Below are 12755 nucleotides of genomic sequence, written 5' to 3'. Positions count from 1 at the left end.
CCAAGTTCTGGATAAATAAAAGAATGATGCGGAGCATCTGGGAATAGGATGGTCGAGATGACTGAATATGGAATTGGCCTAAATTTTAGAAAAAGTTGCTTAGCTGCCTTGGTCGGGATGTTGCTAAATTCTCCTGCATATGCTTTACAGAATCTATCCGATGAACATCTGGCAAATACCACAGGTGAAGGGATTGCCTTGCTTCCTGAAAATTTCAAAATGGTATTTCAGCGCCCGAATGATGTGTCTGCGGCATCAAGTTATACCCGTAATCTTGATAATCCGGAACAATATGACACCGGTTTTATTCGCATCATTCCGGTAGGTGAAAATTACGATAATTTAACCCTCAGTCAGACTGATGCTGCCAATCAGAGAACCAAAGCGGATATTTTTATTTATGGTCTGGCGCTCTCTGAAACCAATAACAATATGAACCAGCGCTATAGTAATCAGGGGTTTGATTGGGGCAGTGCTGCGAATCCCTGGTTATTTCGCGCTGGTACAGCCGAAAATATCCGTCAATTTGACAGTACGAATGCAGCGGCCGATATCAGTTATATTTCTTTAGAAGCTCCTTTGGCCAAAGTGGATGCTGATGATCAGGACAATAATATTAAACTTGGGCTTTGGTTAGATGCTTTTTCACGCAGCTGGAACTCAAGTAACAAGGTGGACCCAATTACGGGGGCACCTGTCACGACCGATGCGGTCAATGATCCTGACTTATTAAAAAATCAGCGAATTCGTTTGCAATTGGTGGCCAATGGTCTAAGCCTGAGTGGTTCACAGGTTCGACTGTTTCAAACCATGCCTTCTACCAATGCGGTAGAAAGTCAGACTTTAGGTATGGCCAGTCTTATCCGTCTGAATACCAATGATAATCCTGAAGCTCTAATTTATGAAAATACCCAGGCCAATAAAGAACTGCTCAATGCCAGAGGTTTGCGTATAAGTACAGCAACCCTCAATGATGGTACCGCGGTTACGCCTGCACTCGACCGTTCTTTAGCCCCAATTTTCCATGCTGAAGAGGGTTTGTATTTGTATAGCCCTAACATCAATTTAGTGCTCGGCAATATGCACCAACCGTTTATTTTGGGCTCGGAAGGCCAGAATATTATTTTAGAAGTGACCCGCATTCCGAATGTCCCTGAAATTTATAAACAGATTTATACCTATTATGCCGATATTGATGGTGATAACACCGAGATCAACCCTGCTGACTATAAAGGCTCAACCTGTAATGTTGCTTATTGTGGCTCTAATATTTCCCAAGTACTTTCAGGGGCAGGAACCACCAACTATCAGGGAACCAATGCAACACATAGCAGTATTTCAATTGGTAGTGTGACACGTGATCCGACCACGAATCTGTTAAAAGTCAACACTGCGAGTAATTCTACCGGTGTGGTATTTAGAAGTCCGCATGCAACTACCGCACCTGTAAACTTGGGCTCGGTGGCAATTGATGGTGTGCTGATCCAGCACTTGAAGTTTAAGACCACGGGACTATAAGAGGGAATTTGAGATGCTGAAAAAAATCTGCTTTCCACTGGCTCTTTGTGTCAGCACATTCAGTTCTGCTCAACTGGTCAGTTTAAATCAAGATGAACTGTTAAATACGGTCGGGCAGGGCGGTGCCGATTTAAGCTGGACGCTTTCTTTAAACCATAAATATGCCAATGACATGAGTCTCAAGAATATTTCCGAACTCAGTAATGGTGAGGTCACTACGGCAAATTATCAGTATGAATGTAGCAATGATGTGTTATGCCGTTTTGCTTTTTCTCCCAATAATCATCGTGATGAAAATGGTCAGAAGTGGCTGGTGTTTAAACAGATTCAAGGCACGATTCAGATTGATAAATTCTCCTTGGAAGGCACCACCATTATTAATAAGGATAAAAATCCACAAACAGCGATGCTGCTTAAATTTTATGATCAGCATCCTCTGAAAATCAGGAATCTAGGTTTTGCGAGTCTGGCGGTTGAGTCAGGTAATGAAGGTTATTTAAACAATACCCGATATACCACCTATAACAATGGTTCTCAGGTTCCTTCATTTGATCAGGGACAGGAACAGGGATTTATGGGACTGAATGTTCATGGCAACTTGCATCTGTCAGGAGATATCAAAATTTTCAGTTATAACTGCTCAGGAGCTGCAACCAGCCGCTGTTAAGCGTTGGGATTTCAAAAGGACATTGAAATGAATAAAACAATAAAATTAAATGTACTTGCCTTATCTATCTGTTTAGCTCAGCAGGCATACGCACTACAGCCTATTTCTGATCATAGTCTCAGTCAGGTGACCGGGCAGGATGGTATTTCCATTACCCATGAAGTTTCGAAGGTGACAATTGATCAATTGAACTGGGTGGACTATCACAATACCGGCAGTATGAAACTGGGGATGCATGATGTTGAAGTGCTCAGCTCAGGGGGGCAGAATATTAAAAGTACCCTTGATGTTGACGTTGGTACCACAGCAAATGGTGTCGGCATGCATATTCAGGCGAGTATTTCACCATTTAAATCTACGGTTCAGAACATCATGCACATTTGTGAGCCGAACTGTGGTGATAACCAAACGGATCAGAACCTGGGGTCTTTAAGCTTTCATACTATTTCACCGCTACGTTTTAACCTAATTACCAGTAATGGATTATTTAACCGGAATGATCTGGCTCATTTAGATTTTGAGCTTAAAAATGCCAGTATTTCTTATGGTCTAAATGGCCAGAACCTGACCTTAAAAGATTTTAACTTTAACCTGTCTGCAGATGGGTATATGTATTTGGATCAGGATGAAGGGATTGTGCTGGCAACTAAAAACAGTCCTACTGGCCAAGACCATATTGTAAATTTAGGACGGGTAGAAGATCTGACTAATGTATCCGATAACCGGTCAGGAGCAACCAATCCAGGGGTGAATATCGATTTACGTTATGGTCCAGAGGGAAGCCAGAATAACCTGATTCGTATGGGAGCTTCTGGAGCAGTGACCAATGGTAAGCTCTTTATTAATGCCAACCAGGCTGGAATTGGGAAGTTTAATACGGTTAGTCGTAATTCAGGCGATTTGACTGAAACAACACGGCAAGCCGGTGGTTATGATATAGCCGGTCCGGGTGGTTTACATCTGGGTATGTCTGCCGAATTTACCCGAGAAGGCAACCCGCTACTCAATGGCAGGGCTCCGACTACACTCGAGATTGGGCATACAGGTACAGGCAGCTATGCAATTGAATTTTCTAACTTATCGCCACTTGCAGTACGTGATAGTAATAATGTTGATGACTTGACTAAACGAAACGCCTATATTGATTTTGGTGATATTTTTATTAATACCGTTCAGGCCAAATCTTTAAACTTTATTATTAATGAGAACATGCAAAAGGTGCTGGGCAGTAATACTCTAGAATTGATTTATAACATTAGCCCTGATCAGAATGCACAGAATTTAGCGCTTATTGCGGTGCGAGGCATGGACTTTCAGGCCATCGCGCGTAAGGCCAGATTCATTTCAGATAACTCGATTGATGCCATTACTGCAACTTCTGGTGAGTGGGGGATTGGTATTCCAATCTTTAACTTAAATACCAACCTGGCTTTGTATGCAAAAAATTATAGTCGTAATGGTGTTGACCGTTCTGGTTTAGGCTATAACCTGGCACTTTCGACGGAAGGCTATGGTATTGACCAGAAAACAGGCGCACCAAGTACAACCTCTATTCTGATTATTGATGGTGCGACCGGTAAATACAGTGGTGAAGAAGTCAACTATTATGCGGGCCTAAGAAATATAGATGCGTACCTGAAATCGGATGGGGTGATTGGTTTTGAAGAAGATGGCATTTATGTCAAGGCAGATAACTTGCTGCTGGCTGCAAAAGCTGAAATTGCAATTGGTCAGTTGCCAGGCTCTTTATATAACTGTGCTGAAGTAGAGTGTCAGAACCGAGTAGTTCCTATCGATAACTTTGCCAGAAAAGATGACATCTTGGCTTCTTTAGCCTTCAAGCTTGATGGTAAAGGTGAACTTATGATTATTCCTGGTCTTGAGTCCACGAATGCCACACCCGATACTAATTTTTTATCTTTAAAAGCAAATTTTGAATTTAATCCGATTGCAGAGGCAGATAAAGATAATCCAAGTGTTTTGGGCAGTTATATCAGCCTGATTAATGAAGACCGGAATGGCGTTGGGACTAAAACATCTAGTGTAAATTTAAACAAAATGCAAGGTCATGTTGGTTTAGATGCCCGTGTTCTAGTGAAACAAGATACGGTGGTCTTAGATAATCAGGTGAACTTTAATTATAAAGCGACAATGCAGTCTGGATTGGGACAAGCTTTTAAAGCAGAAATGGCGATGTCTCCATCTGGAACGATGCAAAAAATTGCTGATTTTGCCATTCCTGGTGGCAATATGCGTAGCACTTTAGGGATCACACCACGCTAAGTAGATGAAATTGGCTTAAGGATTTGAGTATGAAAAAAACAATAATGTGGGCTCTTATAGGTTCAGCTTTATCCATGACGAACACAAGTCATGCCTTATCTGTGCTTGAAGATGCTGAATTATCGGATGTGACAGGACAGGCTCTATTTTCTGTCGTGAAAGAAACAGATGCTAGTCAAGGTTTAGATTTTTTTAAACTGGGAATTGATGCTGAGTTATCACTAAATGCCAATATTAAATCCTTGCAACTTGGCTGTGGCGGTGAAAATGGTGCGGGTGCTTGTGATATTGATATCTCTGCATTGTCATTGGGCTGTGTGGTGGGCGCGAGTGGAAATTGTATTACCTTACCTACCAATATTGCAGGACAGCCCAAAGGCCAAGATTTTGATAACAGTTTAAGTAATCAAAAAGAGTTAAGAGATTTTGTCTTAACGAATCCCTTTTTCCAATTTGCGATCAAAGGAGGCGACCAAGCTGCAACTCGTGAAGTGGTCGGGGTAAGAGTGGGTGCGGATAAAGCCCAAGGCCCGATGAGCATTGGTGCTATGAATAATTTTAGTGGTTATTTAACCGGAATCAATAATTTATATATTCAGGCACAAACCAATGTGGCGGTTACCTGTAAGCAGGGAACAGCAAACTGTTCCGATGCAGATGCTTCAAAGTATTCTCAAGATTTCGTTGGTGATTATGGCCTTGCTGGTGGGGAAAAGCAACAATATGAAGCAAGTGCATATTTAGGGGTTAAAAATGCTGAAATCCTTAATCTTTTTTTTGGTGCTGTAACTGTGGAATATCGTGACCAGACGATTAATACAACAGCAGCTCAACGGGAAAACTTAGGTATTGTCGCAAACGGAAATCGTATGACCCAAGTACAAATCCATGGTTTGCAATTAGGAAGCTTGGTCGATGAAGTTGTACAAAATCTGACAATTAACCAAATGTGTACCGGTCATGATCCTGGCAAGTGTAGTGCTATTGGTACAGAAACGATTGGAAATACGTTATTGCCTTTATTACGTACAGGAATTCAAATTTATATGAAACAGGAAACATTAAAAGGTTTAAATCTTCCTGTTCCTGAGCAAGGTACTTTGGAGCTGGATGGTGCTTATAGTACTAAACTCACCAATTTATTAAATGCCTATGTCTTGCCTTATAATTTAGGCAATGTACATCAAATTGATGTTGACTCTAACTTGTTTGGTATTGCCTTAACTTCTTTAGGGAATGGTATTCGTTTCCCTGGTTTTGCTGAGGATGCAAAAGCAACCAAGGGATGGTCAATGTATTTAGAAGATGCTTTTACGATTAATATTAATCAGCCTTTAACTACCTTAATGTCCAATATTGTACAAACCGGTTTGGCTGCTCAAGGGAATATTACAATGCTTGAGCAACCATACCGTAATTGCTATGGCAGTATGAAATTCTGCTAAGCCTTAAAACTAAAAAATCCCGCCGAAGCGGGATTTTTTATATACCAAGACTTATTATTTTGCGAGCTTCGCCAATAACTCATCTTTGCTTAAGTTGGTTGATTCAGCATCACGGCGACCTTTATATTCAAAAGTACCCGCATCTAAGCCTTTTTCACCAATCACAATACGGTGTGGAATACCAGTTAACTCCAGATCAGAGAATTTCACTCCTGGGCGTTCATTACGGTCATCCAGTAGTACATCATAACCGGCAGCACTTAATTCTGCATATAAGGCTTCTGCAGCTTCTAATGTGCGCGGTGACTTGTGTGCATTCATTGGTACAATTGCGACTTCAAATGGAGCAATGGCAGCTGGCCAGATAATCCCTTTCTCATCGTAATTCTGTTCAATTGCAGAAGCCACGACACGGGTCACACCAATACCATAACAGCCCATGGTTACTACAAATGGTTTGCCATCTTCGCCTAACACTTTACAGTTCAGTGCTTCAGAATATTTTTGGCCCAGCTGGAAAATATGGCCCACTTCAATTCCGCGTTTAATTTGAAGTACACCTTTACCATCTGGAGATGGATCGCCTTCTACCACATTACGCAGGTCATAAACTTCAGTAAACTGAGCATCACGTTCCCAGTTCACACCTGTTGCGTGTTGATCTGCGGCGTTGGCACCTGCAACAAAATCAGACAAGACAGAAGCAGCACGATCGACAATCACGGTCATGCCTTTTTCAACCAAGCCTTGTGGACCTACAAAACCAGCGGTCAGACCAAGCGCAGCAATTTGCTCTTCAGTAGCGAAGGTTAATGGCGCTGCAATTAAAGGATGTTTTTCAGCTTTAATTTCATTCAGTTCATGGTCACCGCGCAGGAACAGGGCAATCACCGGAACAGTGCCATTTTCATCGGCAATGCCTTGTACCAGTAAAGCTTTAACAGAATGCGCAGGATCAGTACCGAGGAAGCTTGATACATCCGCGATGGTCTTTTGATTTGGAGTATCTACAACAGTTAAGGCTTGGCTTGGCGCTGCACGCTCACCGACCAGAATCGCTTCCGCCATTTCAATATTGGCTGCGTAATCTGATTCAGTCGAGAAGGCGATATCATCTTCACCGCTGTCTGCCAGAACGTGGAATTCATGGGAACCTGAACCACCAATTGAGCCGGTATCGGCCTGTACCGGACGGAAATCCAGACCAAGACGGCTAAAGATCCGGCAGTAGGTGTCATACATGACATCATAGGTTTCTTGCAAAGAAGCCTGATCAACGTGGAAAGAATAGGCATCTTTCATGATGAATTCACGTGAACGCATCACCCCGAAACGTGGACGGATTTCGTCACGGAATTTGGTCTGAATCTGGTAGAAGTTCATTGGCAGCTGTTTGTAACTTTTCAGTTCAGTGCGTGCCAGATCGGTAATCACTTCTTCATGGGTTGGGCCCAGCACAAATGGGTTGTTGTGACGGTCGGTAAAACGCAGTAATTCCGGACCATATTGCACATAACGGCCCGATTCTTCCCACAAAGATGCAGGTTGAGTCACTGGCATAAAGGTTTCTAAAGCGCCGGCGCGGTTCATTTCTTCACGGACAATCGCTTCGACTTTATTTAATACGCGTACCCCAATCGGCAACCAGGTATACAGACCTGAAGCCAATTTACGGATCATCCCCGCACGTAACATGAGCTGATGTGAAATCACTTCAGCATCATTTGGGGTTTCTCTTAACGTAGCAAACAAAAAGCGACTCGCGCGCATGGAAACTGTCCTGATAATTAATCGTGAAAGCAGAGATTATACGATAAAAAAATGAGGTGAACATTCGGAATGTCACCTCATTGTGTTTTCTTCTGACTCAAGACATCAGTTTGCGGCTTTGGCGCAGCATGAAATTCTTGAAATCATCCAGATAGGTGAAGATGACGGGCACCACCACCAGCGTGAGCAGGGTCGAGGTAATCACCCCGCCAATTACCGCATGGGCCATGGGGGCACTCTGTTCGCCGCCTTCACCCAGACCGAGTGCCAGCGGGACCATGCCCATTACCATGGCAGACGTGGTCATTAGAATCGGGCGTAAACGGGTTTTACCGGCCTGAATAATCGCCTCATAACGCGGCTCACCTCTGTCCATGGCCTTTTTAATAAAGTCGATCAGCAGGATGGCGTTCTTGGTGACCAGTCCCATCAGCATGATAATCCCGATAATCGAGAACAGGTTCATGGTGGAGTTCAGCAGGAACAGCGCCAAAAACACCCCAATCAGCGACAGTGGCAACGAGGCCATAATCGCGGCTGGGTGAATAAAGCTGTTAAATTGCGAGCCCAGCACAATGTAAATAAACACAATCGACAGGGTGATGGCGGTCAGTGCATAACCCGCAGATTCAGCCATATCGGCATTGGAACCTTGGGTATCGAAGCTGTAACCCGGCGGCAATTCAAAGTTATTTTGAATGGCTTCAATGTCCCGGCCAATATCACCAGCTGGGCGACCTGCGGTATTGGCTTCGACCAGAACCTCACGGGCCAGATCACGACGGTTAATCTGTGAAGCGCCGAGGTTTTCTTCAAAGCTGGCCACACTGGCCAACGGCACCAGAATGGCTTGACCATTGGCATCGGTTTTTTGTGAGGTCAGCGACATTTGCTGGACATCACCCGGCAGGCTGCGGCGGTCTTCAGTCAGACGGACATTTACATCATAGGTTTCGCCGTTTTCATCTTGCCAGGTGGTGACGTCATCGCCGGCAATCAGCGGACGAATCACGTTGGCAATCTGGTTCACAGAGAGGCCTAAATCACTGGCCAGTACCCGGTTGATTTGCACTTCCAGTGTTGGTTTCGGTTCTTTCAGGGAGCTTTCCAGATCGACAATACCGTCTACTTTGGCAATTTCCAGCATAAAGCGGTCGGAAATCTGTTGTAGCTGGTTTAAATCCGGCCCTTTAATCGAAATCATCACAGGTTTTTGCCCGCCTGATACGGTTTCATCCGCCGAGGCCACCGAAGTAACGCGAATGCCAGCCACGGTTTGCAGGCGTTCACGGAATTCATTGTTCAGCTCGGTCAGGGTTTGTTCACGCTCATTTCGCGGTGTAACCCGCACGCGTAAATTGACATGGTTTTTACCGCGGTCAGTCAGGCTGTTGACCGAACCATAGGTAGAAATGACCTGTGGATGCTGGCGAATAATCTGATCGACCTGTTTCAGTTTGGCTTGTGAATATTCCAGCGAGGCATCCACCGGAGTTTCAAACTTAATCCGGATTTCACCTTTGTCCGGTACCGGTACAAATTCGGTACCAATCAGTTTGGATAAACCGAGTGCGCCAAATAAAGAGGCCACCGCAATCAGTAGGGTAATCAGGCGGAAGCGTAAGGCCAGTTTCAGCAGCTTTTCATAGACATGACTGAGATTGTCCAGTTTGTTGGAAATCCAGTTCAGGAAACGTTTCACCCGGCCTGGCTGTTTGTTGGGGTTTTTACGCTCGGCCCAGTGTGCCGACAGCATCGGGTCCAGGGTAAAGCTGACAAACATGGAAATTAAAACTGCGGTACTGACCGTGACCCCAAACTGATAGAAGAAACGGCCAATAATCCCGCCCATAAAGGCCACGGGCAGGAATACCGCAACAATGGTCAGGGTGGTGGCCAGAACTGCCAGACCAATTTCTTTGGTACCATCCAGCGCTGCGGTAACGTGGTCTTTGCCCATATCGGCATGGCGGACAATATTTTCCCGCACCACAATCGCGTCATCAATTAGCAGACCAATACTTAAAGACAGGGCCAGTAAGGTCATCATGTTGATGGTAAAACCAAAGGCCCAGATAAAGGTCAGTGTGCCGAGCAGGGCAATTGGCAGGGTCAGGCCGGTAATGGCGGTGGAGCGGAACGAGCCTAAAAACAGCAGGACGATCAGAACCGCCAGTGCCGCACCTTCAATAATGGTCCGGGCCACATCACGGATACTGCCGCGAATGCCTTTGGAACTGTCGACCACCACTTTGGCTGTGGTGCCCTCAGGCAATTGTTGCTGAAGGTCATCCAACACTTTATAGGTATTATCGACCACCTCGATGACATTAGAATCTGAACTGCGCAGGATATCCACCGCAACTGCAGTTTTGCCATCCAAAAAGGCGCTGGACTCCAGTTCGGCCTGGCTGTCCTGAATGTCAGCGACCTGTTTCAGATAAATCGGTGCGCCATTTTTATTGGCAATAATCAGGTCCCCAAAGGCCAGCGGATGGATGACCTTGGAATTAATTTCAACCACTAGCTCGCTATTGGCCTGTTTCAGGGTGCCGCCCGGCACTTCAACATTTTCTGCTTTTAGGGTGTTGATGACCTGATCTACGCCAATCCCGAAACTTTGCAGTTTTTCTGGTTGTACTTCAATCCGGATCTGGCGCTGTGCATCACCGAGTAAATTGACTGTTCCCACTCCCGGTACGGTGCGCAGTTGCGGCACAATGCGCTGGTCCAGATAAGCACTTAAATCACGCAGTGACATCTGCTCGGATTCAAACACAATCGACATAATCGCGTTGGCCGTCGGGTCGTAGCGCTCCACCACCGGGTCCTGGATTTCATCGCGGAATTCGGCAGTGACACTGGCAATTTTATCGCGTACATCCTGCGCTGCTACGGCAGAAGATACATCCAGATTGAACTCGGCAATAATGGTGGAAAGGCCCTCACTGGACTGGGAAATCACCTGTTTGAGACCGGAAATGGTGTTGATCTGATCTTCCATTTTCTTGGTAATTTCAGATTCAACCGTTTCCGGCGAGGCGCCCGGATAGTTGGTATAGACCACCACAAACGGGAAATCGACATCCGGAAATTCTTCAACGCCCATACGCTGCCAGGAAGCCAGACCCAGCACCATCAGACACAGCATCATCATGACCGTAAAAACGGGATATTTGACACTAATTCGGGTAAACCACATAGTTTTCTATCCTGAGGCGTTTTCGGCGGTCTGGCTGATGCTGACCGGTTGCTGTTCATTCTGCGGACTAAACTTGACCCGACTCACTAAATCGCCGGCCTGCAATCCGCTTACAATGGCGGTATTGTCACTATAGCGCTGCTCGAGCACGTGAATATCGACCCGGACAATCTTGTTCTGGCGAATGGCCCAGACATAAGGTTTGTTTTGTATATCCTGAATGGTGTCTAAAGGAATCAGCTGACCAGAAATCGAGTTGGATGAAACAATATTGCCTTCAACAAAGGCACCGATGCTGAGCGAGTTGATGGATTCATTGGGTGTGGCAAAAAACTCGATCTGACGGCTGGCCAGATCGGCAATCGGGGATACCCGGCTTAAGGTGGCGGTCAGTTGGGCCGGATTGCCCTGAATTTTATATTCAATCTTTTGGCCGACCTTGAGTGCAGACTGCTGGTCACTTGGCAGTTTGGCCTGAATTTCCAGCCGGTCCGGATTGACTATTTCAAACAGGGTCTGGCCGGCAGAAACCGTCTGGCCAGGTTCGACCTGACGCTGGGTAATCACCCCGCTAATCGGGCTGAGAATGGTGCCATCGCGATCGGCTTTTTCGGCAATATCGACGTTGGCCTGCTGGGCACGGACATTTTCCAGCTGGGCACGATAATCGACCTGACTTTGTTCATATTCAACTTTGGAAATAAAGCCCTGATTCAGCAGGCGACGTTTACGCTCCATCATCACCCGGGCCTGATTGGCTTGTGCCTGCGTGGAGGCAAGGTTGGCGCGTGCTTGCGCCAGACGCGCGGCATTATCCTGATTGTTTAAACGGACCAGCACCTGACCTTTGCTAACCCGCTGACCCACTTGCGCATTGACTGCACTGGCGGTGGCAGTGACCTGTGCCTGAATGCTACTGTGTTGTACGGCACGAATAGTGCCGGTAAAGGCAGATTTGGACACCGAGTCGCCGGTTTGCACGGCCACCACATCATCCTGAATCAGTTCAATGGTTTCTGGTTCGCTACGGGCCTGTTCCGGTTCTGAGTTCTGGCAGGCGGTCAGCAGCAGGCACAGGCAAAGGGTACTGAGGCTCAGCAGGGGCGTGCGAAAACGGGTAGAAGTATGTGATATACGCGGTGCTGGTCGCATGCATATTTATCCTTATTTTTCTTGTCACATGACAATTCAATCAAAAACTTCACTTTATTCAAGTGCTTTTAAGCGAGTAATAATTCTGTCGTATTCTGCCTGTGTTTTTCGATAGCTCGTTTGTAACGATTGAATCTGCTGTCTTTTCTGATTTAAGTTGGTCAGGTTGTTGTTTAAATTATTTTTCAGCTGTTCCGGGACCGGTTTGACTTTGCGCAGATATTCCATTTCCTGACGTTTAAACACAATCCGGTCATTCTGTAATTGTTTTAACTGTTCCTGCTGAAAGGCAATCTGCTTTTTAATATGTGCCAGCGCATTGTCACGTTGCTGGGTAGCAATATGACTGTTGGTATAGGCCTGTTTTAGTTTTAAATCCTGCTCGCGCTGACGGGCCTGCGCGGCACGTTGTGGCGCCTGACGGGCATCGGTTTCGCTATTATAGGGACGCGCACGCTGAATCACCTGCATGTTGCGGTCCAGTGCTTCATAGCCATAGCGGATATGGTTTGGCGTAACATTGCTGCTGATATTGGCCACGCCGTTTTTATCGTAGTAGCGATACCACGCCGGCTTGTTGTCGGTATTGGCAGACAGCTGTCCTATCTGTAAAGCCAGCAGCAGGCCCAGCAACGATTTACTGAACAATGATGTATGCGCCCTTTTTGTGAGAGCTTTTTGAAAAAAAGTACGCACAAGCTTCCCCGAGATAAAGTTG

General features: G+C 45.7%; 8 protein-coding genes. 4 read left to right on the top strand and 4 right to left on the bottom strand.

Annotated features, from left to right (window positions below; translation table 11 throughout):
* Positions 1–57: 57 nt before the first annotated feature.
* From F905_RS08275 to F905_RS08260, 4 genes are read left to right on the top strand one after another with little or no spacing between them, the layout of a single operon-like run.
* The gene (locus F905_RS08275; RefSeq protein ID WP_005179551.1) at positions 58–1518 is read left to right on the top strand and encodes a hypothetical protein; all 1461 of its coding nucleotides are present in this window, start codon (positions 58–60) and stop codon (positions 1516–1518) included.
* Between the two features lie 13 nt (positions 1519–1531).
* A complete protein-coding gene (locus F905_RS08270; protein WP_005179550.1) occupies positions 1532–2185 on the top strand; it encodes a hypothetical protein in 654 nt (217 codons plus the stop codon).
* Positions 2186–2212: 27 nt separating this feature from the next.
* Complete coding sequence (locus F905_RS08265) at positions 2213–4468, top strand: DUF6160 family protein (protein ID WP_005179547.1); 2256 nt, start codon at positions 2213–2215, stop codon at positions 4466–4468.
* 29 nt (positions 4469–4497) lie between these two features.
* Positions 4498–5913: a hypothetical protein gene (locus F905_RS08260; protein ID WP_005179546.1), complete on the top strand. Its 1416-nt coding sequence runs from the start codon at positions 4498–4500 to the stop codon at positions 5911–5913.
* A gap of 54 nt (positions 5914–5967) precedes the next feature.
* Here the strand turns inward: F905_RS08260 and F905_RS08255 are convergent, their stop codons facing one another.
* The 4 genes from F905_RS08255 to F905_RS08240 all read right to left on the bottom strand — a co-directional run bounded on the left by F905_RS08255 (position 5968) and on the right by F905_RS08240 (position 12685).
* Positions 5968–7683, bottom strand: a complete 1716-nt coding sequence (locus F905_RS08255) for a proline--tRNA ligase (RefSeq protein ID WP_005179545.1) — start codon at positions 7681–7683, stop codon at positions 5968–5970.
* A gap of 97 nt (positions 7684–7780) precedes the next feature.
* Complete coding sequence (locus F905_RS08250) at positions 7781–10885, bottom strand: efflux RND transporter permease subunit (RefSeq protein ID WP_005179544.1); 3105 nt, start codon at positions 10883–10885, stop codon at positions 7781–7783.
* Positions 10886–10891: 6 nt separating this feature from the next.
* Positions 10892–12037, bottom strand: coding sequence for an efflux RND transporter periplasmic adaptor subunit (locus F905_RS08245; RefSeq protein WP_005179543.1), 1146 nt, complete (start codon positions 12035–12037; stop codon positions 10892–10894).
* Positions 12038–12091: 54 nt separating this feature from the next.
* Positions 12092–12685, bottom strand: a complete 594-nt coding sequence (locus F905_RS08240) for a hypothetical protein (RefSeq protein ID WP_171525083.1) — start codon at positions 12683–12685, stop codon at positions 12092–12094.
* Between the last annotated feature and the right edge of the window lie 70 nt (positions 12686–12755).

Source organism: Acinetobacter sp. CIP 53.82 (assembly GCF_000369465.1).
GTDB classification, from domain to species: Bacteria; Pseudomonadota; Gammaproteobacteria; order Pseudomonadales; family Moraxellaceae; genus Acinetobacter; species Acinetobacter indicus.
The sequence above is the reverse complement of the archived record's forward strand: the minus strand, read 5'-3'. Positions and strand labels throughout refer to the sequence as shown.

Excerpts from the sequence above, each read along its gene's own strand:
- F905_RS08275 (WP_005179551.1), top strand. The coding sequence starts at position 58 with ATGACTGAATATGGAATTGGCCTAAATTTTAGAAAAAGTTGCTTAGCT.
- F905_RS08270 (WP_005179550.1), top strand. The coding sequence starts at position 1,532 with ATGCTGAAAAAAATCTGCTTTCCACTGGCTCTTTGTGTCAGCACATTC.
- F905_RS08245 (WP_005179543.1), bottom strand. The coding sequence starts at position 12,037 with ATGCGACCAGCACCGCGTATATCACATACTTCTACCCGTTTTCGCACG.
- F905_RS08265 (WP_005179547.1), top strand. The coding sequence starts at position 2,213 with ATGAATAAAACAATAAAATTAAATGTACTTGCCTTATCTATCTGTTTA.
- F905_RS08255 (WP_005179545.1), bottom strand. The coding sequence starts at position 7,683 with ATGCGCGCGAGTCGCTTTTTGTTTGCTACGTTAAGAGAAACCCCAAAT.
- F905_RS08250 (WP_005179544.1), bottom strand. The coding sequence starts at position 10,885 with ATGTGGTTTACCCGAATTAGTGTCAAATATCCCGTTTTTACGGTCATG.
- F905_RS08260 (WP_005179546.1), top strand. The coding sequence starts at position 4,498 with ATGAAAAAAACAATAATGTGGGCTCTTATAGGTTCAGCTTTATCCATG.